This is a genomic window from Microbacterium lacticum (assembly GCF_006716815.1).
In the GTDB taxonomy this organism is placed as follows: Bacteria; Actinomycetota; Actinomycetes; order Actinomycetales; family Microbacteriaceae; genus Microbacterium; species Microbacterium lacticum.
Genome location: NZ_VFPS01000001.1, coordinates 1,125,097 through 1,151,318, shown reverse-complemented (window position 1 = coordinate 1,151,318; position 26,222 = coordinate 1,125,097). Strand labels below are relative to the sequence as shown.

Here is a 26,222-nt window from a genome sequence, read left to right as displayed (position 1 = left end):
GCCGCGGCGCGTCAGTCCGCCGGGCCGCCGAGCTGGGCGAACGCCTCGTACTCGGGGGCGGTCTCGTGCGCGCGCGGCGGCGGGGCGCTGACACCGGGGAGCGCCCACGCGGCGAACGCCGTGCCGTCGGCCGTGATCCGGATCTCGTCGTCGCCGACGGTCAGCTCGGCGTCGCCGTACAGCGCACGCGCGGCGCCGGCTCCGGGGACGAGGGCGGCGGGAACCGTGGCATCCGCCCCGCCGCGCGCCGCGACGACGAGCACGCACTCGTCGGCGCTCTCGCGCACGAACACGACGCTCCGCTCGTCGACGTGCAGCCAGCGGAGACCCCCGGTCGACAGCGCCGGGTGCGCGCGGCGGAGGCCGATGAGTTCGCGGTACAGCGCGATGCGCTCGCGGATCTCCGGCTCGTCGCGTCGCGCCCAGGGGATCGGGGTGCGGCTCATCTCGCCGTCCACGGCCTCGAGGCCGAACTCGTCGCCCGCGTAGACGACGGGGATGCCGGGGAGCGTCATCGACAGTCCGAGTGCGACGGGAACGGCGCCCGGCGACGCGTAGGTCGCGAAGCGGGCCGTGTCGTGCGTGTCGAGGGCCGACATCGTGCCGCGCTGCACTCGCCACGGGATCTGGCTCGTGAACCGCTCGTACTGGGCGACGAACTGGCGGGCGTCGTAACGGGGCATACCGGTCGGCAGTCCGAAGAACCACATCTCGTCGGTCTCTTCGCCGTCGAACCCGTGGTGCGGAATGCGGCGCGGGTCGGCGAGCCACGCCCACACGCCACGGGTGAACGCCGGGTAGGTCATGCCGCCGTGCCACGCGTCGCCCTGCAGGTCGGTCGCCGCGTCGTTGGTCGATTCGGCCAGCAGCAGCGTCTCCTCGCGGATGTCCGTCATCGTGCGGCGGAGCGTCTGGCGCACCTCGGCGTTGCGGTCTTCGGCGCCGAGGCGCCCCGTCATGTTCGCCACGTCGATGCGCCAGCCGTCGATGCCGTACGGCGGGCGCAGCCACCGGCCGACGACCGAGTCGGGTCCGTCGATGAACCGGCGGCGGAGCTCGTCGCTCGACCACGCGAACTTCGGCAGCGTGTCGGCGTCGAGCCACGTCTCGTAGTCGGTGTGGGCATCGTCGTGGAAGTAGTAAAAGGCGCCCTCGGGCGCGTCGGGATCGCCGTACGCGGCACGGAACCACTCGTGCGCGATGCCGGAGTGGTTGGTGGTGAGGTCGCCGATGACATGGATGCCCCGGGCGTGCGCCGCCTCGATCAGCCGGCGGTAGGCGTCGTCGCCGCCGAGCACCGGGTCGACCGTGTCGAACCGGGAGGCGTCGTAGCGATGGTTCGACTCGGCCGGGAAGATCGGGGTGTGGTACAGCGCGGTCGCGCCGAGGTCGGCGACGTGGTCGAGGCGCTCGGTGGCCCCGTCGAGGTCGCCGCCGTACAGCTGGCGGCTGCGCCCCGGATGCACCGGGTCGAGCGGTTCGTTCCATGCGGCCGGGATCGCCCAGTCGGGCGCCGTGCGCGCGTCGGCCGCCGCCGAGCGGGCGAATCGGTCGGGGAAGATCTGGTACAGGATCGTGTCGTCGAGCCAGGCCGGCGGGGGATTGTGGGCGACGAGGGCGAAGTCCTGGCCGTCGAGGGCGTCGATGTCGCCGAGGCCGCCCTGGTTCAGGATCTCGACCCGGCCGTCCGCGCGCACGAGGTGGAAGCGGTAGCCGTGGCGCGGATTCGCGACCCGGATGACGGCGCTCCACCACTCCCACCCGTCCGCCGCGCCGTCGCTGACGGCGTCGACCCAGGCCGGCTCGTGGTCGGGGTTCGAGCGGACGACGACACGCTCGACCGGACCGTACCCGCTCGGCACGCGCAGCCGCACGACGACGTCGTCACCGAGGCTCGGCGCCGGGTTCGAGACGTACAGCGGCGAGCCGTCGTGGTGCGGCCTCACTTGACCGATCCGGCGGTGAGACCGCCCACGATGAAGCGCTGCAGGCTCAGGAAGAGGGCCATCGGCAGGATCGCGGCGAGCACGGCACCGGCGGCGAAGACGCTCCAGTTGCGCGCCGTCTCCTGCGAGACGTACTGGTAGAGCCCGACCGCGAGGGTCTGCTTGTCGGGGTCGACGAGGATGACCGACGCGATCAGGAAGTCGTTCATCGTGACGATGAACGAGAGCAGTCCGATCACCGCGAGCACCGGCGCGACGAGGCGCAGGATGATCGTGAAGAAGATGCGTGCGTGCCCGGCGCCGTCGATCTTGGCGGCCTCGTCGATCGAGGCGGGAACGGTGTTGAAGAACCCGTACATGAGGAACGTGTTCACGCCGAGCGCTCCGCCGAGGTAGACCATGATGAGCCCGATCTGCGAGTTGAGGCCGAGGGCGGGGAAGATCTCGCCGATCGCCGACATCAGCAGGAAGATGGCGACGACGGCCAGCAGCTGCGGGAACATCTGGACGAGGAGCAGGGTCAGTAGGCCCGTGCGGCGCCCGCGGAAGCGCATGCGCGAGAACGCGTAGGCCGCCAGGGCGCAGAGCACGACCGTGAAGAACGAGGTCGTCAGGCCGATGAAGATCGAGTTGACCAGCCACGCCCCGTACGGCCGCAGCGGGTCCTGGAAGAGGGCGATGTAGCTGCCGAGGTCGAAGTTCGAGAACAGGCTGTTGGCCGTCAGCAGGGTGCCGCCCGGGTTGAGCGACGCCGACAGCACGTAGACGAGCGGGAACGCCGAGAAGACGAGCATCACGATGCCGATGAGGTGGCGCCATCCGGTCTCGCGGAACCACCGGCCGAACGGGCGGCGGGGCTCGTGCGCGTCGGGGTCACCGGCCGATCCGGTGCTGCTCACGGTGATCGCCGTGGGGGCGGGGAGGGTCTCAGGGGTGGTCATGTCAGTTCAGCTCCTCGAGAACCTTGGTCTGCCGGAAGCTCAGGTAGGAGATCACGGCGACGAGCACGAAGATGATGATCGAGAAGGCGCTCGCGAGCCCGTAGTCGTGTTCGGCGCCGACGAAGGCCACTTTGTAGACCATCGAGATGAGGATGTCGGTGGCGCCGACGTTGATCGAGGCATCCGCGAACCTCGGCCCGCCGCCGGTGAGCATGTAGATCAGGTTGAAGTTGTTGAAGTTGAACGCGAACGACGAGATCAGCAGCGGCGCCACCGAGACGAGCAGCAGCGGGAACTTGATGTAGCGGAACACCTGCCAGACGCTCGCCCCGTCGGCCCGGCCCGCCTCCTGGATGTCCTCCGGGATGGACTGGATCGCGCCGGTGGTCACGAGGAACATGTACGGGTAGCCGAGCCAGAGGTTGACGATGAGGATGGATATCTTCGCCAACCAGGGATCTTGCAGCCAGGGTATGGATGCCCCGCCGAGGATCGTCTGGTTGATGAAGCCGAAGTCCTGATTGAACATGCCCTGCCAGACGAGCGCCGACAGGAACGCGGGGAAGGCGTACGGCAGGATCATGATGACGCGGTAGTACTTGCGGCTGCGCATCCGCGGATCGTTGAAGACGATCGCGAGGAACAGGCCCAGGGCGAACGTCGTCGCGACCGACAGGATCGCGAAGGCGAACGTCCAGACGAGCACCGCGATGAACGGTCCGCGGATCGACTCGGTCGAGAACGCCCGCACGAAGTTGTCCAGGCCGACCCACGCCTGCCAGCCGGGGTAGAGCTGCTGGCCGTCGGCGGACTCGAACGAGCCGTTGCCGTTGTCGGCGTAGACGACGCCGGTCTGGGTGTTGGTCATCGTGTCGGCGGCCGGGTCCCACACGAGGGTCGACACGAAATGGTAGGCGGTCGAACCGTCACGGGTCTGCAGCGTGCCGTCGTTGGGGTCGTCGGAGACCGGCACGGCGAGGGCGGCGATCTCCTGCTGTCTGGCGACGAGCTGGCTGTAGTCGAGGGCCGTGTAGCCGTCGAGGCCGACGGCCTTGCCGCCGGAGAACTCCGCGTCGGGCGCGGGCTCGAGGGGGCGGTCGACGCTGCCGACCTCGGCGTGGCCGTCCTCGGTGGTGATGAGGAAGAAGAGCTGCCCGCCCTGCTCGAGGATCGTCAGGGGGTAGGCGGCGGAGTCCTCGACGCGCTGCTGGTTCTGGATGAGGAGGGCGTTGACCGCGTCATCCTTCGTCAACATGTGGCCGGAGCCGTAGTTCGTGAACGCGATGTAGGTGCAGTAGAGGACGACGAAGATCTGGAAGACGAAGAGGAAGACGAGGCCGGGTGTCAGGTACTTCGCCGGCAGGAGGCCGGGCTTCAGGTACACGTAGTTGATCGCGAACGCGCCGAGCGCGATGATCGCGGCGACGACCCAGCTGTCGCGGCTCATGAGCACGACGATCGCGTACAGCGCCATCGCGTCGATGATGCCGAGGCACACGATCTTGACGAGCCAGACCTTCCAGCCGAGGCTCGCGGCCTCGGCGAGGGCCGCGGCGCGTTTCTGCCTGCGCTGCGTCGCGCGGTCGGGCAGCGGGGTGTAGGTCTTTTCCGCGTCGAGCGTGGGGCCGGTCATCGTCGATTCCTGTCGGGCCTGGGGAAATGCGTGCGAGGTGCGTGCGGGAGTGCGCGGGGAGTGCGCAGGGGAGTGACGGGGCGGCGCCGCGGCGGGCGCCGCCCCGTCGAGGGTGTCAGCCGAGCTTGGCCTTGATGGCGTCGGCCATCTTGACCCAGTCGGCGGCCGGGTCGGCAGAGCCCTTGATGAGCGCGGCCTCGGTCTTGCCCCAGTCATCCCACACCGAGCCCATCTCGGGGATGGACGGCATCGGCACGGCGTTGGCGCCGACGGTCGCGAAGCCCCTGACGATCGGGTCGGACTGCGCCGCCTCGAACGACTCGGTCAGCGCCGGCGGACGCCCGCCCGCCTCGAACAGCTTCGTCTGCACGTCGTCGGTCGCGATGTAGTTGACGAGGAACTCGTTCGCCACGATCGGGTTCGTGCTCTTGGCCGACAGGAAGAACGCCTGCACACCGGCGAACGGCTGTGCCGCGGAGCCGCCGGCGCTCGGGATCACGTCGACCGAGACGTCGACGCCGGCCGACTGCGCGTCGGCGACGTTCCACGGACCGGTCAGGAAATAGGGCGACTTGCCGGCGTTGAACGCCTCCTTGGCGAGGTCGTCGGAGAGGTTGAGGTTCAGCACCTTGGTGCCCGTGTCGCCCTGCGCGGTGAGCCAGCCGGCGAACTGCTGGCCGGCCTCGTCACCGATCGTCAGCTGCGACGGGTCGTACGATCCGTCGGCGTTGCGGGCGAAGACCGAGTTGCCGAACGACGTCTGGAACGGGTACAGGTGGTACGGGTCGGCTGTCTGGGGGTCGAGGCCCACGACGAACGGGTACTCCGTGCCCGCCGCACGGCCCTTGGCGATCATCTCGTCGAAGGTCGCGGGAGTCGAGTCGGCGAGGGCGGTGTTGCGCAGGATCGCGATGTTCTCGATGGCGTAGGGCAGGCCGTAGGTCTTGCCGTCGTAGCTGACCGCCTCCATGGCGACCTTCTCGAAGTCGGCGCTCTTGTCGCCGAGCTCGACGGGAGCGACGATGCCGTCCTTCACGAACGCGCCGATCCAGTCGTGACCGCCGATCGTGATGTCGGGGCCCTTGCCGGTGGGGACCTGCGCCGTGAACTCGTCACGGATCTTGTCGTAGTCCTTGACGACGAGGTTGACCTTGACGCCCTTGTCCTGCTCGAACGTCTTCGCGACGTCTTCGAGCGCGCGCGCCCGGTTGGCGTCGACCCAGACGGTCAGCGCGTCGCTGTCGCCCTTGCTCGCGTCGTCGGACGGCGCGGCCGAGCTGCCGCCCGCGCAGCCGGCGAGCGTCAGCATGCTCGCCGCGACGAGCAGGCCGGTTGCAGCCATGCCCTTCTTGTTCACCTTCATCGGTGTGCCTCTCTCTTTCGGTGGGGGAGGCGGAGCGTGTCGGCTCCGTCGCCGCCCTGTGTTCCCGGTGTCTGTCCTCGGTGTCCGTCCGCGGGGTTCGACCCCGCGCACGACTCTCGTCCGCACGTGTGCGGACGGTCTCTATCATGCTCGCCGGGGTGGCGTGCGCGGCAGGTTCGTTATGGAACTGTGACCGGTCACAGGATTTGTGGTCCGACCACGGTACCACGGGTTTGCGCGCGGTAGGGTCTCGTCTCGTGGCATCCAGCGACCTCACCCGAAAACCGACGATCCGCGACGTCGCGGCGGTGGCCGGAGTGTCGCACGGCACCGTCTCCCGCGTGATCAACGGCGGCCACTGGGTCTCGCCCGAGGCGCGCGCCGCCGTCGAAGAGGCGATCCGCACGACCGGGTACACGACGAACCACGCCGCGCGAAGCCTCGCGACCGGGCGGTCGGGCTCGCTCGCCTTCCTCCTCACCGAATCGCAGCAGCTGCTCTTCTCCGACCCCACCTTCGCCCTGCTCCTGCGCGGAGCGACCGCGGCGCTCGCCGAGCGGGCGATGACCCTCGTGCTGCTCATCGCCGACAGCCCGGGCGAGCAGGCCAACGTCGAGCGGTACGTGCGCGCGGGGCACGTCGACGGCGTGCTGCTCGTCTCCTCGCACGCGTCGGACTCGCTGCTCGCCTCGCTCGTGGCGGCCCAGGTGCCGACGGTGTGCTCGGGCATCCCGCGCGCCGGCGACACCCCGGTGCCGTCGGTCTCGATCGACGAGGTCGGGTCTGCGCGCATGATGACGCGCTACCTGATGGACCGCGGGCACCGGAGGATCGCCCTCATCACGGGCCCCAACGACACCCCGGGCGGCCGGTTCCGGCTCGTCGGTTTCCGCGAGGAGCTCGGCGACCGCTTCGACCCGGGCCTCGTCGAGCAGGGGCCCTATGAGCGGGACAGCGGGAATGCGGCGATGACGCGGCTGCTCGAACGCGCGCCCGACATCGACGCCGTGTTCGCCGCGAGCGACGTGATGGCCGTCGGAGCGATCGACGCGCTACGCCGCGCCGGCAGACGGGTGCCCGAGGACGTCGCCGTCGCCGGGTTCGACGATTCCGGTCTCGCCGCCGTGCACACCCCGCCGCTCACGACCGTGCGCCAGCCCTGGCCCGACATCAGCGCGACGATGGTCGACATGCTGCTCGACATCATCGACGGCACGCCCCGGGAGTCGGTCGTCCTCCCCACGACGCTCGTCGTGCGGGAGAGCGCCTGAGCCCCGTCACACGCGGGATCGCGCCGGCGCCGCCAACTAGATGTACTGACCTCGACCGTTGTTGATTCGGTCGATGGGGGTTTTGCCTCCGATGCCGAGGTGGTGCCTGTCTAGGTTGTAGTAGTCGAGCCAGGTCGTCAACCCTGCTTTTCGGTCGTCGTTCGAGCTCCAGGGGCGGGCGTAGGCCCACTCGGTGGCGAGGGTGCGGTTGAGGCGTTCGACTTTCCCGTTGGTCCAGGGGCAGTGCGGTTTGATGAACCGCTGTCGGATGCCGTGCGCGTCGACCACGGCCTTGAACGCGGCCGAGTGGCGGTAAGCGAACGCGTTGTCGCTGATGACGCGTTCGACTGTGACGCCGAGGCGCGCGTAGAACGCGATCGCGCGGTCGAGGACGCCCGCCGCGGTGGTGCCTTTCTCGTCGTCGTGGATCTCCGCGTAAGCAACTCGGGAATGGTCGTCGATGACGGTGTGCACGTAGTCGTAACCCAGGCCCCGCTTGCGCGCAGGACGTTGCCCGCGGCCATGCAGACGCCATCCGCCGCCGTCGGGGATACGGCCGAGTTTCTTCACATCAACGTGGATCAGGGACCCGGGATGATCATGCTCGTAACGCTGCGCGGATCGGCGGGTCGCGCGGATCACGGACCCCGTGACCGGGTCCAGCTCCCGCAGCAACGGCACGTGGTGGCGGCGCAACACCCTACCGACCGTTGAGGCCTGCAAGCCGAGCTTGTCAGCGATGAACACCGGCCCACGCCGAGTGAGGTGCCGCATGATCCGCACCCTCGCCTCCACGCACGCTTTGGTCTGGCGAGGGTGGGAGCGGGCGACGCTGGAACGATCGATCAGGCCCGCCGGGCCGCACTCCCGGAACCTGCGCCACCACCGCCACGCGGTCGTGCGGGAGATCCCCATTTCCGCGGCAACATGCGCGACCGCACGCCCCGACTGGATGCGCTGAACCATGATCAACCGGCCGGCCGGAGTCAGCCGGGCATTAGCGTGAGACAAGAGAGACCTCCGTGCGTTTGAGCTGAAGAACTTAGACAGCTCCAACTCGACCCCGGAGGTCTCTCCTACGTCAACAACGATCTGGGTCAGTACAACTAGAATCGTCGGGTGAGCACCGGTCAGTCCTTCTACATCACGACCCCGATCTACTATCCGAGCGATCTGCCGCACATCGGCCACGGGTACACGACGGTCGCGGTCGACGCGCTCGCGCGCTGGCACCGTCAGTCGGGCGACGACACCTGGATGCTCACCGGCACCGACGAGCACGGCCAGAAGATGCTCCGTGCCGCCGCGGCGAACGGCGTGACCCCGCAACAGTGGGTCGACAAGCTCGTCACCGAGTCGTGGTTCCCGCTGCTGGAGACGCTCGACGTCGCCAACGACGACTTCATCCGTACCACGCAGGAGCGGCACGAAGACAGCGTGAAGATGTTCGTGCAGCGGCTTTACGACCGCGGCTACATCTACGCGGGGGAGTACGAGGCGCTCTACTGCGTCGGCTGCGAGGAGTTCAAGCCCGAGGCCGAGATCGTCGACGGCACCGGCGCGTTCGAGGGCCTCAAGGTCTGCGCCATCCACTCGAAGCCGCTCGAGTTGCTGCAGGAGAAGAACTACTTCTTCAAGCTGAGCGAGTTCCAGGACCGCCTGCTCGAGCTCTACAAGGACGAGGACGACTTCGTGCGCCCCGAGGCGGCGCGCAACGAGGTCGTCTCCTTCGTGCGGTCGGGCCTCAAGGACCTCTCGATCTCGCGGTCGGCGTTCGACTGGGGCATCACGGTGCCGTGGGACCCGTCGCACGTCATCTACGTCTGGGTCGACGCGCTGCTCAACTACGCGACGGCCGTCGGCTTCGGCACCGACCCCGAGCAGTTCGACCGCCGCTGGCCGGCCTACCACGTCGTCGGCAAGGACATCCTGCGCTTCCACGCGGTGATCTGGCCCGCGATGCTGATGGCCGCCGGTCTCGACGTGCCGCGCGGCGTGTTCGCGCACGGCTGGCTGCTCGTCGGCGGCGAGAAGATGTCGAAGTCGAAGCTGACCGGCATCGCGCCCACCGAGATCACCGATGTGTTCGGCTCGGATGCCTACCGGTTCTACTTCCTGTCGGCGATCGCGTTCGGGCAGGACGGCTCGTTCTCGTGGGAGGACCTCTCCGCCCGCTACCAGGCCGAGCTCGCGAACGGCTTCGGCAACCTCGCGTCGCGGACGACCGCGATGATCGAGCGCTACTTCGAGGGGATCGTGCCCCCGGCATCCACGTACACCGAGGGTGACCTCGAGATCCAGCGGATCGTCGCGGATGCCGCGGTGAACGCCGATGCGGCGATGGAGCGCTTCCGCCCCGACGAGGCGATCGCGGCGATCTGGACGATCGTCGACGCCCTGAACGGGTACATCACCGACAACGAGCCGTGGGCGCTCGCGAAGGACGACGCGCAGCGCGCGCGGCTGGGCACGGTGCTCTACACGGCGGCGGAGGGCCTGCGCGCCCTCGCCGTGCTGCTGTCGCCGTTCATGCCGGAGGCGACCGAGAAGCTCTGGATCGCGCTCGGGCACCCGGGTCGCCTGCAGGATCAGCCGCTCCGCGAAGCCGGCGCGTGGGGGCAGCTCGCCGCCGGGTCGAGCGTCAACGGTCTCGCCCCGCTCTTCCCGCGCGTCGAGCAGTGACCGATCCGTCGCAGTACGTGCGCCAGCGCGAGAAGGGGGCGCGCGACGTGTCGTATCCCGTCTCGCCCGAGCCGCTCGCGGTGCCGGTGTACGACAACCACTGCCACCTCGAGATCGAGGACGGCGAGGGGATGTCGCTCGACGAGCAGCTGCTGCGTGCCGGCGAGGTCGGGGTCGCCGGCGTCGTGCAGGCGGGCGGGGACATCGACTCGAGCCGGTGGTCGGCGTGGGCGGCCGCGTCGCACCCGCGCGTGCTCGCCGCGGTGGCCATCCACCCGAACGAAGCGCCGGCATATGCCGAACAGGGCATGCTCGACGAGGCGATCGCCGTCATCGACGAACTCGCCGCGCAGCCGCGCGTGCGAGCCATCGGCGAGACCGGGCTCGACTTCTTCCGCACCGAGGGTGAGGGGCTTCCCGCCCAGTTCGAGAGCTTCGAGGCGCACATCGCGCTCGCGAAGAAGCACGGCATCGCGATGCAGATCCACGACCGCGACGCGCACGAGGCGGTGCTCGAGACGCTCGAGCGGGTCGGCGCGCCCGAGCGCACGGTGTTCCACTGCTTCTCGGGCGACGCGGACATGGCCCGGATCGCCGCCGACCGCGGCTACTGGCTGAGCTTCGCGGGCAACGTGACGTTCAAGAACGCGCAGAACCTCCGCGACGCGCTCGCGGTGACTCCGCGCGAGCGCATCCTCGTAGAGACGGATGCCCCGTTCCTGACGCCCACTCCGTTCCGCGGCCGGCCGAACGCGCCGTACCTCGTCCCCGTGACGGTGCGCTTCATGGCCGAGGAGCTGGGGCTCGATCTCGACGAGTTCTGCGCGCAGGTGGCATCCAACACCCTCGCCGTCTACGGCGCCTTCGAGGACTGACCGTGCTCTGACGTCGCCCGTCGCACCTCCGGCTGACGCGTCGGATGCTGAGGAGATGACGGATCTCGAGGATTCCTGGGCCGGAACTCGTCCTCAGGAAGGTGCGTTCTCCTCAGGAAGCTGCGCGTCGTCGAGCACGGGTCGTGCGGCGGCGATCAGGGAGATCGAGCGCCACACGAGGAGGAGCGTCACGAGCGAGCCGGCGAAGGCGAACCACCACGGCGCGGTGAGGCCCCAGGTCTGCGCGATGATGCCGCCGAGGGTCTGACCGATGACGAGTCCGCCGAAGACGCCGACCATGTTCACCGACGCAATGCGCCCCTGCAGCTGCATCGGCACGAGCCGCTGACGGACGGTGGTCGAGATCGTGCTCCAGACGAACGCGTACGCGCCGAAGCCGAACATGATCGCGAAGGCGACCGCGGGCGCCGTCGTGAGCGCGAATGCGAGGTGCATGATCACCTCGAGCGACAGGCACACCCGCATCAGCGTCGCGAACGACACGTGCTTCTCGAGCCAGCCGAAGCTGCCGATGCCGACCAGTCCGCCGAGCGCCGCCGCGCTCGTCAGCGCGCCGTAGCCGACCGGACCCATGCCGAGGTGTTCGGTCGCGTAGAGCACGAGGATGCTCCACGGCGCCGCCCACGTGACGTTGAACACCAGGATGATGAGCACGAGCGTCCGCACCGGCGGGTTGCCCCGCAGCCACCGGAGCCCCTCCCGGATCGGATGGACGGGCGCGGATGCCTCGGTGCCGGGGCCGGCACCGGCCCCGGCACCGGGATCCGGTGCGGGCACCGAGCTGCGGCCGATCCGGGAGATGAGCACGACGGCGAGCGCGACGCAGAGGATCTGCACGAGGAACGGCCAGAACGAGCCGATCGCGAAGAGGAAGGCGCCCAGCGGTGGCCCGGCGAGCTGGTTCGCGACGAGGTAACCGGCCTGGAGACGCGCGTTCCCGATGCCGAGGTCGGCGGGACGCACGAGCATGGGCAGCAGCGTCGATCCGGCGGTGTCGGCGAACACCTCGGCGACGCCGTAGAGGAACGCGGTGGCCAGGACGATCGCGACGGTCGCGTGACCGGTGACGAGGAACACCACGAGCGCGGCGACGATCACCGCGCGCGAGCCGTTGGCGATCATCACCAGCCGGCGGCGGTCGTGGTGGTCGGCGACCGACCCGGCGAACAGGCCGAACAGCAGCCACGGCAGGAACTGCATCACGGCGCCCGAGGCGACGAGGATCGGCGACGAGGTCAGCGACGCGATCAGCAGGGGCGCGGCCGACAGGGCGACGCCATCGCCCAGGTTGCTCGTCCACGACGAGCCGAGCAGCCACCGGAAATCCGTGCCCAGGCGCCGCGGTGCGACGAGTTCACCGAGGGAGGGCATCCCGTCATCCTAGGGCGGAGGTCGGACGGCGGGGGTCGGACTGCGCGGCTCGGCGGACGCCGTCAGCGCGTCGTCGAACCGCGCACGAGCTCCCACGGCAGGTCGACCACCCGGGGCGCACCGCCGGGGCTCGGCACGAGCGCGCCGAGCGAGGGGAAGACCGCGTCGGCGGCGAGCTCGGGGTGCACGCACACGTGCGTCACGCCGAGGCGCTCGTTGAGCGCGCAGTCGGTCGAGCACAGCGCGAGCAGCTGCACGTCGCGCGGGATGACGAGCGGCATCGCCTCGAGCTGCAGGTAGATCTCGGGGCCGTCCTCGCAGAACGCGAGGATCGCGTCGGCCCCGGCATCCACGGCGTCGCGCACCCGCCGGGGGAGCGTGCGATGCGCCGCGTCGAGCTCGATGACGAGCGGATCCGCGCCGTGCACCGTCGACCAGGCGAGGTAGCCGGAGCGGGCGATCTCGTCGCGCGGATGATCGCCCTCGTCGACGAGCAGCGCGATGCGCTCGGCGCCGGTCGCGGAGAGGTGGTCGAGGGCCGCGCGGAGGGCGGCGTCGTAGCCGGTGCGGATGCTGAGGGCGCGGTCGACGTCGACGTAGAGGTCGCGGGCGATCACCGGGAGCCCGCGCGAGGCGGCGGCGCGCAGGAGCTCGGCGCCCGTGCGCGCGTCGGCGAGGTACAGCGCGTCGAGCTGCGGGGTGGCGAGGAGGTCGGGGCGCGAGGCGGGGAGGACGGTCACGGTGAAGCCGTGCTCGGCGGATGCGCGGACGAGCGCGTTCAGCTGCAGGTTGTGCGCGAACGCCCAGCTCTTGGCGGTGGCGTCGTCGACGGCGGGCATGACGAAGCCGATCGACATGGTGCGCCCGCTGCGGAGGGCCGCCGCGTGCTTGTTGGGGGTGTAGCCGAGCTCGGCGGCGATCGCCTTGATGCGCTCCCGCGTCTCGGGGCGGAGGCTGCCGCGGTCGTTGAGCGCCTGGCTGATCGCCGCGGTCGACACCCCGGCGCGTTCAGCGACGTCGCGCAGCGTCACGCGGCTCATGCGGGGTCGCCTCCGGGGAACACCGTACGCACCGCGTCGCGCCACGCCGTGCCTTCACCGGCCGACGCCAGCGCGTGGCCTTGCGCGATGAGCCCGTGCAGCAGCGCGCCGGAGAAGTGCCGCAGCGCCGCCTCGGTCTCCGCGTCGCCGCCGCGGGTGCGGGAGCGGGCGATCTCGGCCTCGAGCATCTCGTGCACGTAGCGGCGCATGTCGACGACGGCGGGCGACACCTCGTGCACGCGGCGCGCGGCGGCGTGGCGCTGCGCGGCGGTGTGCACGATGAGGCGGGCCTCGTTCATCGTGGCGAACTCGTCGATCGGCGCGTGCACGCGGATCGTGTCGAGGTCGAGCACCTCGACGCCGGGCAGGGCGCGCAGCCCCGGGTCGACGTTCCGCGGCATGCCGAGGTCGATGACGAGCTGCGCGGCGTCGCTCTCGCCGCGGGCCGCCCGGTGCTCCGCCGCGGTCAGGGCGTACGCGCCGGTCGTCGTCGTGCAGGTGACGACGACGTCGGCCGCGGCCGCCTCGGCGGCGAATGCGTCGGCGGCGACCACGGTGAGGTTCTCGCGCTGTGCGAACTTGCGGCGCCCCGAGGGGGAGTGCACGCGGATGTCGGTCGCGCCGACGGCGCGCAGGGCGGCGAGGGATGCCGCGGCGTAGCGCCCCGTGCCGACCAGCAGCACGCGTGCGTCCTCCCACGCGCCCACCCGTGATCCAGCGAGCTCGACGGCCAGGCGCACGAGCGAGCGGCCCGACTCGCCGAGCCGGGTGGAGTTCTTGACGGCCCGGGAGGTCTCGGTGGCGCGCTGGAAGAGGTGCTCGAGCGGGCCCGTGGTCGCGCCCTCGCGGCGCGCGGTCTCGAGGGCCCGGGTGACCTGTCCGGAGATCTCGTCCTCGCCGAGGGCTACCGAGTCGAGCCCGGCCGCGACGGAGAAGAGGTGCTGGGCGACGCCGTTGCCGTGGGCGAAGTCGACCGTCTCCCGCACGTGTCGGAAGGGGAGCGCGGTGAGCCCCGCGATGCGCTCCATGGCGGCGTCCATCGCCGGGATCGGCGAGGCGTCGGGCGCGTCGTCGACGTCGAAGTAGGCCTCGAACCGGTTGCAGGTGGCGAGCACGACCGCGCCGCGGATCGCGTCGTGCGCGGCGGTGAGCTCGGTGGCGGCGGCGTCGCCGATCACCGACAGGCGCTCGAGGTCTTCGAGCGAGGTGGTGCGCTGGTGGGCGGACAGGCAGACGAGCACGGGTGGGGACCTCTTTCGGATCGTGAGTAGTATAACGATTAACCCCACTCCGATTCGAAGGCCTCCGTCTTGCCCTCCACGCATCCGCTCGCCCTGCACGACACCGCCTCCTCCCGCCTCGTGCAGGCCCTGCGCGGTCACCGGCCCGAGGTCACGCCGGTGTGGTTCATGCGGCAGGCGGGCCGCTCGCTGCCCGAGTACCGGGCGCTGCGCGCGACCGGCGGATCGATGCTCGACGCCTGCCTCGACCCGGCCATGGCGAGCGAGATCACGCTGCAGCCGGTGCGCCGGCACGGGGTGGATGCCGCGGTGTTCTTCAGCGACATCGTGGTGCCCCTGAAACTCGTCGGCCTCGAGGTCGAGATCGTCGCCGGGCGCGGCCCGGTGTTCACCGAGCCCGTGCGGACGGCGGCGCAGATCGCCGACCTGGTGCGCATCGACCCCGCCCTCATCACCGAGCGCGGCGAGGAGGTCGCCGCCGCGGTCGCGCGCACGACGGAGCTGCTCGCCGACGAGTCGGCGCTGCGCGGTGAGCCGATCCCGCTGATCGGCTTCGCCGGTGCGCCCTTCACCCTCGCGGCCTACCTCGTCGAGGGCGGCCCGTCGAAGGACCACCTGGGCGCGCGGAGCCTCATCCACTCCGACCCCGCGGCCTGGCACGACCTCACCGCGTGGCTCGCCGAGGTGACCGGGCGCTTCCTCGCCCTGCAGGTGCAGGCGGGCGCGAGCGCCGGCCAGCTGTTCGACTCGTGGGCCGGCGCACTGGCCCCCGCCGATTACCGCCGTGCGGTGCTGCCCGCCTCCGCGGCGGCGCTCGAGCCTGTGCGCGCGCTCGAGCTGCCGGGCGCGCCGGAGGGCGTGCCGCTCATCCACTTCGGCGTCGGCACCGGCGAGATCCTCGCCGACATGGCATCCATCGGCGTCGACGCGCTCGGCGTCGACTACCGTGTGCCGCTCGACGTCGCCGCCGAGCGCGTCGGCGGCGCGAGCGACCTCACGCTGCAGGGAAACCTCGACCCCGCGATGCTGTTCGCCCCCGCCGAGGCCCGCGAGGCCGCCGTGCACGCCGCGCTCGAAACGGGTCGCGCGGCCCGCGCGCACGTGTTCAACCTCGGTCACGGCGTGCCCATGGACACCGACCCCGACGTGCTCACCGACCTCGTGCGCACGGTGCACGACTGGCGGGCGCGGTGACCACGATCGAGCCCTCCGCGCCGGGAGCGCAGGATGCCGACGTCGCGATCGTCGGCGCCGGGATCGCCGGTCTTACCCTCGCTCACGACCTCGCCCGCGCCGGTCTCCGGGTGATCGTCTGCGAAGCGTCGGACACGGTCGGGGGGCTCCTCCGGCGCGGGCGGGTGGGCGAGATCGATCTCGACCTCGGCGCCGAGTCGTTCGCGACCCGCACCGACGCCGTGGCCGCGCTCGTCTCCGACGCCGCCCTCGACCTCGATCTCGTCGCTCCGAGCCCCGGCGGCGCGCACCTCGCCGTTGCGGGCGAGGCGGGCGCCGTCGTGCGGGCGCCGCTGCCCCGCCGCACCGTGCTCGGCATCCCCGCCGATCCGCTCGCGGACGACGTCGTGGCGCTCATCGGGGCGGATGCCGCCGCGCGCGCCGCGGCGGAGCGGGACCTTCCCCCGCTCGCATTCGGCGACGACGACGGGACCGAGCCGTCTCTGTTCGACCTCGTCACCGAGCGCTCCGGGCGCGTGGTCGCCGAGCGCCTCGTCGACACGCTCTGCCGGAGTGTCTACTCGCGGCCCGCGACCGACGTGCGCCTCTCCGACCTGCATCCCGGCATGTGGGCCGCCGTGCGCGAACACGGCTCGCTGATCGCGGCGGCCGAAGCCCTCGCGACCGGCGCCCGCGCGGGCGCCGCCGTCGGCGGTGTCTCCGGCGGCATGTGGCGGCTGCCCGCGGCGCTCGCCGAGGCGGCCCGCGCGCACGGCGCCGACATCCGCATCGGCGTCGCGGTGCACGCCGTGCGAGCCGATGACACCATCACGGGCGGCTCCCTGCTCGAGACCTCGGCGGGCGACGTGACGGCGCGCGTCGTCGTCGTCGCCACCGGCCCGGCGGCCGCGGCGCGGCTGGTGAGCGCCGACACCGAAGCCCGCGACGCCGCGGCCGCGGGCCGCGTGCAGGTGATCGCGGCCGCGATCGACCACGCCGGACTCGACGCGTTCCCGGCCGGTTCGGGAGTCATCGTCGATCCGGCCCTGCCGACACCCGCGAAGGCGCTCACCCATGTCACCGCGAAGTGGGCGTGGGCCCGCGACGCCGCCCCCGCGCACCGTCACCTCGTCAGGCTCTCCGCCCGCGGGAAGGACCCCGCCGGGCTCGACTCCCGCGAGGGCGTCGCCCGCGAGGTGTCGCTCCTCACCGGCGTCGACATCGCCCCAGCCGACGTCGTCGACGTCGTCGTGCAGGAGTGGCCCGACGCTGTGGCATCCCCACGCACCGCCGCCGCACTCGCGGCCGCTCCCGTGCGGATCGCCGGCGCGAGCGTCGCCGGCACGGGGCTCGCCTCGGTCATCCCGCACGCCCGTGCCCTCGCCGCGACGCTCATCGCCGAGCTGCGCACGCCCATCCGACCCGCATCCGATCCCCTGAGGAGTCACGCATGACCGAATCCGTTCCGCTCGGGTACACCCTGTTCTCCGTGCTCGCCGGCCCGCGCCCGCGGACCGCCCCCGACCAGGCGGCCCTCGCCGAGCTCGAGACCGTCGCCGCGAAGCTCGCCGGCGACGGCGTGACCCTCCGCGGCCTCTACGACGTCACCGGCATGCGCGCCGAGGCCGACCTCATGATCTGGCTGCACACGACCCCCGGCGCGGTCGACGACCCCGCCGCTCTCCAGCGGGCGCTCCGCGCCCTGCGCCGCACCGCCGCCCTCTCGGCGTACGACGCAGTGTGGACCGCGATGGGCGTGCACCGCGAGGCCGAGTTCAACAAGCGGCACGTGCCGGGATACCTGCGCGGCGAGCACGCCCGCGGGTGGCTCTGCCTCTACCCGTTCGTGCGCAGCTACGAGTGGTACCTGATGCCCGAGGAGGAGCGCTCCGCGATGCTCGCCCAGCACGGCCGGCGCGGCGCGCGCTTCACCGAGGTGGTCGCGAACACCGTGTCGACCTTCGCGCTGAGCGACTACGAGTGGCTGCTGCCGCTCGAGGCCGACGACCCGATCCACCTCGTCGACCTCATGCGCGACCTCCGCGCCACCGACGCACGGCGGCACGTGCGCGAGGAGGTGCCGTTCTACACCGGGCGGCGCGTCGAGATCGCCGAACTCGCGGAGGTGCTGGGCTGATGGCCGCCGAACGCCTGGCATCCACGACCGAACCCGAGCCGTTCCGCCCCAAGCCGCCGCGCGCGACCGCGGCCGTCGTCGCGGACGGATGCCGGGTGGCCGGCGCGACCGCCGCGACCTGCGCCGGCGAGCCGTTCGCCACCGAGCCGGTCGCCTACGACGCCGTGCTGCTGCTCGGCTTCGGCGGCCCGGAGGGGCAGGACGACGTGATCCCGTACCTGCGGAACGTGACGGGCGGCCGCGGCATCCCGGACGAGCGCCTCGAAGAGGTCGCGCACCACTACCGGCACTTCGGCGGCGTCTCGCCGATCAACGAGCACAACCGCGAGCTGAAGGCCGCGCTCGATGCGGAGATCGCCGCGCGCGGCCTCGGCCTGCCGGTCTACTGGGGCAACCGCAACTGGATGCCCTACGTCGCCGACGCACTGCAGCAGGCCTACGACGACGGTCACCGCCGGTTCCTCTCGATCGCGACGAGCGCGTACTCGTCGTACTCGTCGTGCCGGCAGTACCGCGAGGACCTCGCCGACGCCGTCGAGGCGACGGCGCTGCAGCGCGGGGTGCAGATCGACAAGGTTCGGCCGTTCTTCGACCACCCGGGCTTCGTCGGACCGTTCACCGAGGGCGTGCGCGCGGCGCTCGACACCCTCGCCGCGCAGGGCTTCGACACATCGACCGAGGTCGAGGTGCTCTTCTCGACGCACTCGATCCCGAACGCCGACGCCGACCGGTCGGGTCCGCCCGAAGACCGCCTCGGCCCGGGCGGCGCGTACGTCGCGCAGCACGCCGCGGTCGCCGAGCGCATCATGAGCGACCTCGGGTCGGATGCCCCGTGGCAGGTCGTCTTCCAGAGCCGCTCCGGCCCGCCGCAGGTTCCGTGGCTCGAGCCCGACGTCAACGACGCCATGGAGGAGCTGCCCGCGCTCGGCCGGAAGGCCGTCGTGATCGTGCCGCTCGGGTTCGTCAGCGACCACATGGAGGTGCTCTGGGACCTCGACACCGAGGCGATGGAGACCGCCGAGCGGCTGGGGCTCGTGGCCGTGCGCACCCCCACGCCGGGCACGCACCCCGCCTACGTCGCGGGGCTCGTCGACCTCATCGAGGAGCGGCTCGCCGCGACGCCGCCGGCGGAGCGCCCGCACCTGACCGATCTCGGTCCCTGGTACGACGTCTGCCGCACCGGCTGCTGCGAGAACAAGCGCCTCGGGTTCCAGCCGGCGCTCGCGGGGCTCGCGGAATGAGCACCGACACCGCTCCCGGGGCGGCGCCGCTGCGGCTCGGCACGCGGGCGAGCCTGCTCGCCCGCACCCAGTCGGGTACCGTCGCCGACGCCGTGCGCGCGGCGACCGGCCGCGAGGTGGAGCTCGTGCCGATCACGACCGACGGCGACGTGCTCACCGGCCCGCTCGCCCAGCTCGGCGGCACCGGCGTCTTCGTCGCGGCCCTGCGCGATGCGCTGCTGCGCGGCGAGTGCGACTTCGTGGTGCACTCGATGAAGGACCTCCCGACAGGGGCGGTCGACGGGCTCACGATCGGCGCGGTACCCCACCGTGCGCCGGTCCGCGACGTGCTGTGCACCCGGGACGGGAGCCCCCTCGACGCCCTGCCGCACGGCGCCGTCGTCGGGAGCGGCTCGCCGCGCCGCGTCGCCCAGCTGCTCCGTCGCCGCCCCGATCTCGTGGTGCGAGGCATCCGCGGCAACGTCGACACGCGCCTGCGCAAGGTCGACGAGGGCGAGTACGACGCGGTCGTGCTCGCCGAGGCGGGCCTCACGCGCATCGGACGCACCGACCGGATCAGCGAGCGCTTCGACGCCGACGGCTGGCCGCCCTCGGCCGGCCAGGGGGCCCTCGCCGTCGAGGTGCGCACGGGTGTCGAAGGCGATGACTCCGCCGCCGTGCGCGACGCGGTCGCGCGGATCACCGACGCGGATGCCGAGGTCACGGCCCTCCTCGAACGCGCCGTGCTGCGGCGGCTCGAGGCCGGGTGCGCGGCGCCCGTCGGCATCGCCGCGACGCTCGAGGCCGAGGCGGGGGCCGACGCGGATGCCGACGCCGACCGTGTCGCGCTCGTCGCGGAGGTCTACGCGCTCGACGGCGCGCGCGCCGTGCGCGTGACGCACGACCTCGCCCGCGCCGAGGTCGCCGACGACGCCGGTCGCGCCGCGGCGGCCGAGCGCGTGGTCGCGGACCTCCTCGCGCGGGGTGCGGGCGAGCTCGCCGACCTCGCCGGGAGCGGGCGGTGACCGGAGCGCTCCGCGGCGCCCGGGTGCTGATCCCGCGCGACGGCTCCTGGGGTGCGCGGGTGGCGGCCGAGGTCGACCGCCGCGGCGGAGTGCCGGTCGTCGCGCCGCTCATCGCGTCGGCGCCGCCGCGCGACGAGGCATCCCGCGACCGCGCCTTCGCCGCGCTGGCGGCGGGGGAGTACTCGTGGCTGTTCGTCACGAGCGCCGCGAGCGTCGAGCAGCTCACCGCGCGCGGCGTGCGGATCCCCGCGACCACCCGCATCGCGGCCGTCGGTCCGGCCACAGCGCGCGCCGTCGCCGCGTCGGGCGCCGAGGTCTCGTTCGTGCCGCTCGGCGAGTCGTCGGCGGCCGCGATGGCCGCCCAGTGGTGCGCGGGGCGCACTCCCGACACGGCCGGGCGCTCGCTCGTCGTCCGCTCCGACCTCGCCACCGCCGTCATCAGCGACGAGCTGGCCCTCCGCGGCTTCGCCGTCGACGTCTGCATCGCCTACCGCACCGTCGGCGTCGACCTGCCGCGCGAGGTCGCGTCGAGCCTGGCCCGCGGCACGATCGACGTCGTGCTGCTCACCTCGCTGAGCGTCGCCCGCGAGCTGCGCCGCCAAGTCGGCCCCCTGCCCGCGCAGGTGCGGGTAGCGTCGATCGGGCCGGGCACGACCCGCGACGCCGAGCGGCTCGGCTTCGCCGTCGCCCACACCGCACGCACGCAGAGCGTCGACGCCCTCCTCGCCGAGCTCGACGACGCTGGCGACGCACCCACCGGCCCCACCGGATCCTCCGAACAGCAAGGCACCCCATGACCGCGTTCCCCGTCCGCCGCCTCCGCCGTCTGCGGCAGAGCCCCGCGCTCCGCCGCCTCGTCGCCGAGCACGACCTCACGCCCCGCCGCCTCGTGCTCCCCGTCTTCGTCAAAGAGGGGATCGACGCCGCGCAGCCGATCGCGAGCATGCCGGGGGTGTCCCAGCATCCCCTCGCCGCGGTGCCGGGCCTCGTCGAGGAGGCCGTGGCCGCCGGCATCGGCGGCATCATGCTCTTCGGGGTGCCCGCGGTGCGCGACGCCGTCGGCAGCGGCGCGACCGACCCTGACGGCATCCTGAACCGGGCGATCGCGCTCGCGGCCGAGGCATCCGCGGGCCGTCTCACAGTGCAGGCCGACCTGTGCCTCGACGAGTTCACCGACCACGGCCACTGCGGCGTACTCGCCGCCGACGGCACCGTCGACAACGACACCACGCTCGAGATCTACGCGCGCATGGCGCTCGCGCAGGCCGACGCCGGCGCCGACATCCTCGGCCTGTCGGGCATGATGGACGGCCAGGTCGCCGCGTGCCGCGCGGCCCTGGATGCCGCGGGGTACGGCACCACCCGCCGTGACGTCGTCATCCTCGCCTACTCGGCGAAGTACGCCTCGGCGTTCTACGGTCCGTTCCGCGACGCCGTGGAGTCGACGCTCACCGGCGACCGTCGCACCTACCAGCTCGACGCCGCGAACGGCCGTGAGGGCGTGCAGGAGGCGCTCGTCGACATCGACGAGGGCGCCGACATCGTCATGGTCAAGCCCGCCGGTCCCTACCTCGACGTGCTGTCGGAGGTCGCGGCCCTCTCGCCGGTGCCGGTCTGGGCGTATCAGGTGTCGGGCGAGTACGCGATGATCGAGCACGCCGCCGCGGCGGGCGTCATCGACCGCGACCGGGCGATCGGCGAGAGCCTGCTGGGCATCCGCCGCGCGGGCGCGGAGGCGATCCTGACCTACTGGGCGATCGAGGTCGCCGGCTGGCTGAACGAGGGGCGGAGCCTCGCATGAGCGGTCACGTGACGAACGAGGAGCTTTTCGCGCGGGCGCGTGCGGTGATCCCCGGCGGCGTCGACTCGCCCGTGCGGGCGTACGGATCGGTCGGCGGCACGCCGCGGTTCGTGACGAGCGCCGAGGGCGCGCACGTGACGGATGCCGAGGGCCGCCGGTACATCGACCTCGTCGCCAGCTGGGGGCCGGCGCTGCTCGGTCACGCCCACCCCGAGGTCGTCGCCGCCGTGCAGGAGGCCGCGGCGCGCGGGCTCTCCTTCGGCGCGCCGACGCCCGCCGAGGCCGAGCTCGTCGAAGAGATCGTCGCGCGCGTTCCCGCCGTGCAGAAGGCGCGGCTCGTCTCGACCGGCACCGAGGCGACGATGACGGCGATCCGCCTCGCGCGCGGGGCGACGGGGCGAGATCTCCTGGTGAAGTTCGCCGGTCACTACCATGGTCACTCCGACGGCCTGCTCGCCGCAGCGGGATCGGGGCTCGCGACGTTCGCCCTGCCGGGCTCGGCCGGGGTGCCCGCGGCGATCGCCGCGCAGACCCTCGTCGTGCCCTACAACGACCGCGCCGCCCTCGAGGCGGTGTTCGCCGCCCACCCGGGCCAGATCGCCGCCGTCATCACCGAGGCCGCCGCCGCCAACATGGGCGTCGTCGCCCCGGCATCCGGGTTCACGACCTTCGTCGCCGAGCTGTGCCACCGGGAGGGCGCGCTCCTCATCAGCGACGAGGTGCTCACCGGGTTCCGCGCCGCCGCGGGCGGCTATGCTCAGGTGCTCGCCGAGGCGGGGGAGCAGGTGCTGCCCGACCTCGCCACGTTCGGCAAGGTCATCGGCGGGGGCCTGCCGGTCGCGGCCGTCGGCGGTCGCGCCGACGTGATGGACCTCCTCGCCCCGACCGGGCCGGTCTACCAGGCCGGCACGCTGAGCGGGAACCCGGTCGCCGTCGCGGCCGGGCTCGCGACGCTGCGGCTCGCCGACGACGCCGTCTACGCGCGGCTCGCCGCGGCCTCAGGCGCCCTGTCGGCCGCGGTCGGCGCCGCGCTCGACGAGGCGTCCGTCCCGCACGTCGTGCAGCACGCCGGCACACTCTTCAGCGTCTTCTTCGGCGCCGAGGTCGCGGGCGGCGTGCCCGACTACGCGACCGCGCAGCGCCAGGACGCCGCCGCGTACGGCCGGTTCTTCCACGCGATGCTGGATGCCGGGGTGTCGCTGCCGCCGTCGGCGTTCGAGGCCTGGTTCGTCACCGCCGCCCACGACGATGCCGTGATCGACCGGATCGTCGCGGCGCTGCCCGCGGCCGCCCGCGCGGCCGCCGGCTGACGCTCAGCCCGACCGGGCCCGCACCGCGGCGACCCAGGCGAGGGCGAGCGCCTTCGACCAGCCGTCGTCGAAGGTGGTGCGCGCCGCGAACGCCGTCGCGGCGGCGGATGCCGCGTCGGGCGAGCCGAGCGCGGAGTACGCCTGCACGTAGTCGCCGAGCGGGCCGGTGAACGCGGTGTCCCCGGCATCCGCGACGTTCTCCGCGACCCGCGCGGGGTCGCCGGCGAAGTATTCGAGCGACACCGGCCCGAGCGGCAGGGCCTGGATGCCGAGGATCGCCGACGGCTCGGCGCTGAACCAGGTCGCGTCATCGCGCTTCGCGCCCCAGCTGATCGAGACGATCGTGTGCGCGTACCCGGCGGGGAGGTCGGTGGGCTCGAGCCACAGGGTGCGGGCGGCGGCGGCCTCGTTCGACAGCAGCCACTCGGCGCGCCGGAGGAGCTCGTCGTCGCCGCTCGCCTCTGCCCAGAGGGCGAGCCCGTTCCACGCGGCGACGGCCTCCGAGCTCGACTCCTGATTGTTGCCGTCGGCGAAGGGGGCGAGGCCCGCCGCCCAGGAGTGGCCGCGGTAGGGGTCGAAGACGCGGAGCGCCGTGAGGGCGTCGCCCGAGCCGCCCGCGACGTCGGCGGCGAGGGCGTTCATGACGGGTCGCAGCTCGTCGACGAGGTCGGGCCGCGCGGCGGCGAGCGACGCTGCGGCGGCGAGGAAGTAGCCGTAGTGGAAGTGGTGGTCGTTGCCGTCCTCGGCGCCGAAACCCACCTCCTTGCCGACGACGAGGTGCAGCCGGTCGTCGTACACGAAGCACTTCGCGGCGCGCGTCGCGCACCCGTCCGCGACGGTCCACGGCTCGAGCTCGGCGGCGAGCCGGTCGGCGATGCGCGTCGCGAGGTCGGCGTCGCCAAGGGTGCGGGCGAGCGAGAGCAGGTCGCCGAGGCGCGCGAGCGCCTTGCCGCCGAAGTAGGTGTCGTCGGGGAGCGCGCCGGTGGCGGCGAGGTCGTCGGATGCCTGGGCGAGAAGCGACGCGCGTGTGGCGTCGTCGGTTCCGGCGAGGTCGTACTCGGCGGCGGGCGCGATCCGCGGCACCGACCACTCCAGGGTCGTCGACGCGCACGCCGACGCCGCGCCGTAGGGCGTGTCGTAGGTGCCGAGGGTGCAGTCGTCGGCGGGGCTCGTGGAGCCGGCGTCAAGACCTGCGAACGGCACGACGACGGTGCGGTCTGTGCCCTCGTAGTCGAGGCGGGTGTCGGCGCCTTCGTCGCCGACGCCGCCCGTGACGGCGACCCCGGTGACCGGCTCGCCGATCGCCGCCGCCCATGCGGCGAGATCGCCGTCGTCGGGCGGCACCGCGACCTGCAGGGTCCCGCCGGCGGGCACCCGCAGCGCCGAGCCGTCGGTCTCGGCCTGCGGCGCCACGAGGAGGTGGACGGCGCCGTCGAGCGTCACGGTCCAGGCGCCCGCGGCGACCTCGGTGGGCGTCTCCGGCAGCACGAGGTCGAGGTCCGACTCCGCGGCGACGGCGACGATCGGCGAGCCCTCGGCGATCGTGACGCGGGCGCGCGGGCCCGTGGCATCCGTGTAGGCGATCGTCACCGACACGGGGTCGGTGCGCGCGACCCGGTAGTCCGTCGCGCCGAGGTCGAGGTGCAGTCCGCCCGTGAAGGGCGCCGCGATCGAGGTCGGCGAGACGCTCATGGCCGGGCGCTGGACGGTGAACCCGTCGCCCGTCGCGAGGAACGCGAGCGGCGTCGGATACACCGGCACACCGGGATCGGAGAACGCCAGGCTCGCGTACCAGCGGCTCGTCGGCGGGGCGACCCCGTCGGCGAGATGCGGGATGGCCGCGCTCGAGATCTGCTCGACGGGGAGGGCGCTCACCGCGTCGCCCGAGAGCGGTGCCGCGGCATCCTGCGATGCGCCCGCCGCGGCGCCTCGGCCACCGGCGCCCGCCCCGCCGCCCGCCGTGCAGGCGACGAGGGCGAGGGCGTGCCGCCCGCAGTGACGAAGTCGCCGACGGGGGTGTCGATGGATGCCACGGTGCCGTCGACCGTCGCGACGACCTGGTAGGTGCCCGCCGTGGTGTCGACGCCGTCGAGCTCGGCGGGCGTGATCACGTCGTCCTCGAGGTCACGGGAGAGCTGCACGCTGTGGACGGTGAGCAGCGGATCGCCTGCGGCGACCGTGTCGCCCGGCTGCACGAGCTGGTCGACGACGGTGCCGGCATAGACGGCGCCGACGGTCAAGGTCTCCGCCTCGATCGTGGCGGTGGCGCTCTGCGCGGCGCTCTGCCGCTGAGTGAAGACGAGGGTGCACCCGGCGACGACGCCGAGCACGACGATCACTCCGAGGAACAGTTTGAGGCGGCTGGCCCAGCTCATGCGCGGACTCCTCTCCGGGACGGGGCAGGGGATGCGGCGACGCTCACGAGCACCGGGGCGGGCGCGGGCGCGGGTGCGGGTGCCGGTGCGGGCGTGGCTGCGGGCAGCGGCCGGGCGACGATGGTCCGCTGCGCGGGCGCGTCGTCGTCGGTGGCGACGATGATCGAGGCGGCGGGCCGCGGACCCCAGGCCTCGCGGGCGGCGGCTCCGACGAACAGCGCCAGGATGATCGTGTTCGTGACGTTCCAGGCCATCGCGAGCGTCGGCTGGCCGTTCTGCACGTCGCGGGTGATCGCGACGACCGAGGTCAGGGCGAGGAAGAGCAGGAAGAGCAGCTGCGGCACGATGAAGTCGAAAGGCGACCGGTTCGATCCCGACTCGGTCACGTGCCAGCCGACGTCCTTACCCGTGATCACGTTCCACAGCGCCTTCGTGTAGATCGGGAACGACGCGGTGGCGAGGGTCAGGGTCTCCCAGCGGAACGATCCGACCACGAACCAGGCGAGCAGGATATGCATCGCGTAGAAGCCGAAGTAGTACAGCGCCCACGTGATCGGGGTGATCGTCAGGTTCATCGGTCGGAGGTCGAAGTAGATCTCCAGCGGCGGCACGAGCAGCAGCAGCAGCGGGCAGATGCCGGTGAGGTAGAACATCGCGGTCACGAAGTACTGGATGCGCTGGTCGGTAGATCACGTTGGTGCCGACGCAGAAGGCCGCGTTGAACCGGTTCCGCCCGCGCTGCACGAACCGGTAGAACACCGTCTGCATGTAGGCGGCACCGCGGGCGATGATCGTCG

22 protein-coding genes are annotated in these 26,222 nt (G+C 72.3%); 11 read left to right on the top strand and 11 right to left on the bottom strand.

The genetic code is table 11. From position 1 onward, the window contains the following. Nucleotides 1-11: 11 nt before the first annotated feature. The 4 genes from FHX68_RS05560 to FHX68_RS05545 all read right to left on the bottom strand — a co-directional run bounded on the left by FHX68_RS05560 (nt 12) and on the right by FHX68_RS05545 (nt 5,883). The gene (locus tag FHX68_RS05560) at nt 12-1,946 is read right to left on the bottom strand and encodes a glycoside hydrolase family 13 protein (protein WP_229661616.1); all 1,935 of its coding nucleotides are present in this window, start codon (nt 1,944-1,946) and stop codon (nt 12-14) included. Continuing rightward, nucleotides 1,943-2,887: a sugar ABC transporter permease gene (locus FHX68_RS05555; RefSeq protein ID WP_141381165.1), complete on the bottom strand. Its 945-nt coding sequence runs from the start codon at nt 2,885-2,887 to the stop codon at nt 1,943-1,945. Before FHX68_RS05555 ends, FHX68_RS05560 begins: the two co-directional genes overlap by 4 nt. Nucleotide 2,888: 1 nt before the next feature. Next, nucleotides 2,889-4,520, bottom strand: a complete 1,632-nt coding sequence (locus tag FHX68_RS05550) for an ABC transporter permease subunit (protein ID WP_141381164.1) — start codon at nt 4,518-4,520, stop codon at nt 2,889-2,891. 115 nt (nt 4,521-4,635) lie between these two features. Next, nucleotides 4,636-5,883: a sugar ABC transporter substrate-binding protein gene (locus FHX68_RS05545; RefSeq protein WP_141381163.1), complete on the bottom strand. Its 1,248-nt coding sequence runs from the start codon at nt 5,881-5,883 to the stop codon at nt 4,636-4,638. A 257-nt stretch (nt 5,884-6,140) separates the two neighbouring features. Between FHX68_RS05545 and FHX68_RS05540 the strand changes: the two genes are divergently transcribed. Continuing rightward, nucleotides 6,141-7,154, top strand: a complete 1,014-nt coding sequence (locus FHX68_RS05540; protein ID WP_229661617.1) for a LacI family DNA-binding transcriptional regulator — start codon at nt 6,141-6,143, stop codon at nt 7,152-7,154. A 36-nt stretch (nt 7,155-7,190) separates the two neighbouring features. On the opposite strand, the gene FHX68_RS05535 is transcribed toward FHX68_RS05540, so the two are convergent. Further along, complete coding sequence (locus FHX68_RS05535; protein ID WP_141920012.1) at nt 7,191-8,165, bottom strand: IS481 family transposase; 975 nt, start codon at nt 8,163-8,165, stop codon at nt 7,191-7,193. Nucleotides 8,166-8,273: 108 nt separating this feature from the next. On the opposite strand from FHX68_RS05535, the gene metG reads away from it, so the two are divergent. Both metG and FHX68_RS05525 read left to right on the top strand, forming a co-directional pair. Continuing rightward, the gene (gene metG / locus FHX68_RS05530) at nt 8,274-9,836 is read left to right on the top strand and encodes a methionine--tRNA ligase (RefSeq protein ID WP_141380860.1); all 1,563 of its coding nucleotides are present in this window, start codon (nt 8,274-8,276) and stop codon (nt 9,834-9,836) included. Next, nucleotides 9,833-10,711: a TatD family hydrolase gene (locus FHX68_RS05525; protein ID WP_141380861.1), complete on the top strand. Its 879-nt coding sequence runs from the start codon at nt 9,833-9,835 to the stop codon at nt 10,709-10,711. The genes metG and FHX68_RS05525 overlap by 4 nt, the downstream gene beginning before the upstream one ends. A 93-nt stretch (nt 10,712-10,804) precedes the next feature. On the opposite strand, the gene FHX68_RS05520 is transcribed toward FHX68_RS05525, so the two are convergent. The 3 genes from FHX68_RS05520 to FHX68_RS05510 form a co-directional block, all read right to left on the bottom strand. After that, nucleotides 10,805-12,103 carry an MFS transporter gene (locus FHX68_RS05520; protein WP_141380862.1) on the bottom strand — a complete coding sequence of 433 codons (1,299 nt, stop codon included), beginning with the start codon at nt 12,101-12,103 and terminating at the stop codon, nt 10,805-10,807. 62 nt (nt 12,104-12,165) lie between these two features. Beyond that, entirely contained in the window at nt 12,166-13,143 is a 978-nt protein-coding gene (locus FHX68_RS05515) for a LacI family DNA-binding transcriptional regulator (RefSeq protein WP_141380863.1), read from the bottom strand. Continuing rightward, nucleotides 13,140-14,384 (bottom strand): glutamyl-tRNA reductase, encoded by a 1,245-nt coding sequence (locus tag FHX68_RS05510; protein ID WP_141380864.1) that lies wholly within the window; start codon nt 14,382-14,384, stop codon nt 13,140-13,142. The genes FHX68_RS05515 and FHX68_RS05510 overlap by 4 nt, the downstream gene beginning before the upstream one ends. A 69-nt stretch (nt 14,385-14,453) precedes the next feature. On the opposite strand from FHX68_RS05510, the gene hemE reads away from it, so the two are divergent. From hemE to hemL, 8 genes are read left to right on the top strand one after another with little or no spacing between them, the layout of a single operon-like run. Next, entirely contained in the window at nt 14,454-15,578 is a 1,125-nt protein-coding gene (gene hemE / locus FHX68_RS05505) for a uroporphyrinogen decarboxylase (RefSeq protein ID WP_141380865.1), read from the top strand. Continuing rightward, nucleotides 15,575-17,011 (top strand): protoporphyrinogen/coproporphyrinogen oxidase, encoded by a 1,437-nt coding sequence (locus tag FHX68_RS05500; RefSeq protein WP_141380866.1) that lies wholly within the window; start codon nt 15,575-15,577, stop codon nt 17,009-17,011. The genes hemE and FHX68_RS05500 overlap by 4 nt, the downstream gene beginning before the upstream one ends. Beyond that, nucleotides 17,008-17,694: a hydrogen peroxide-dependent heme synthase gene (gene hemQ, locus FHX68_RS05495; RefSeq protein WP_141380867.1), complete on the top strand. Its 687-nt coding sequence runs from the start codon at nt 17,008-17,010 to the stop codon at nt 17,692-17,694. Before FHX68_RS05500 ends, hemQ begins: the two co-directional genes overlap by 4 nt. Continuing rightward, a complete protein-coding gene (locus FHX68_RS05490) occupies nt 17,694-18,935 on the top strand; it encodes a ferrochelatase (protein WP_141380868.1) in 1,242 nt (413 codons plus the stop codon). Before hemQ ends, FHX68_RS05490 begins: the two co-directional genes overlap by 1 nt. Then, nucleotides 18,932-19,939, top strand: a complete 1,008-nt coding sequence (gene hemC / locus FHX68_RS05485) for a hydroxymethylbilane synthase (protein ID WP_141380869.1) — start codon at nt 18,932-18,934, stop codon at nt 19,937-19,939. The genes FHX68_RS05490 and hemC overlap by 4 nt, the downstream gene beginning before the upstream one ends. Next, the gene (locus FHX68_RS05480; RefSeq protein WP_141380870.1) at nt 19,936-20,736 is read left to right on the top strand and encodes a uroporphyrinogen-III synthase; all 801 of its coding nucleotides are present in this window, start codon (nt 19,936-19,938) and stop codon (nt 20,734-20,736) included. The genes hemC and FHX68_RS05480 overlap by 4 nt, the downstream gene beginning before the upstream one ends. After that, entirely contained in the window at nt 20,733-21,740 is a 1,008-nt protein-coding gene (hemB, locus tag FHX68_RS05475) for a porphobilinogen synthase (protein ID WP_141380871.1), read from the top strand. The genes FHX68_RS05480 and hemB overlap by 4 nt, the downstream gene beginning before the upstream one ends. Continuing rightward, nucleotides 21,737-23,050 (top strand): glutamate-1-semialdehyde 2,1-aminomutase, encoded by a 1,314-nt coding sequence (hemL, locus tag FHX68_RS05470; RefSeq protein ID WP_141380872.1) that lies wholly within the window; start codon nt 21,737-21,739, stop codon nt 23,048-23,050. Before hemB ends, hemL begins: the two co-directional genes overlap by 4 nt. Nucleotides 23,051-23,053: 3 nt before the next feature. Here the strand turns inward: hemL and FHX68_RS05465 are convergent, their stop codons facing one another. Genes FHX68_RS05465 through FHX68_RS05455 form a run of 3 tightly spaced genes read right to left on the bottom strand, consistent with a single transcriptional unit; the run spans nt 23,054 to nt 26,087 of the window. Then, a complete protein-coding gene (locus FHX68_RS05465; protein ID WP_141380873.1) occupies nt 23,054-24,925 on the bottom strand; it encodes a glycosyl hydrolase in 1,872 nt (623 codons plus the stop codon). Continuing rightward, nucleotides 24,922-25,425, bottom strand: coding sequence for a biotin/lipoyl attachment domain-containing protein (locus FHX68_RS15170; RefSeq protein ID WP_141380874.1), 504 nt, complete (start codon nt 25,423-25,425; stop codon nt 24,922-24,924). Before FHX68_RS15170 ends, FHX68_RS05465 begins: the two co-directional genes overlap by 4 nt. Continuing rightward, complete coding sequence (locus FHX68_RS05455) at nt 25,422-26,087, bottom strand: hypothetical protein (RefSeq protein ID WP_141380875.1); 666 nt, start codon at nt 26,085-26,087, stop codon at nt 25,422-25,424. The genes FHX68_RS15170 and FHX68_RS05455 overlap by 4 nt, the downstream gene beginning before the upstream one ends. Nucleotides 26,088-26,222: the final 135 nt, after the last annotated feature.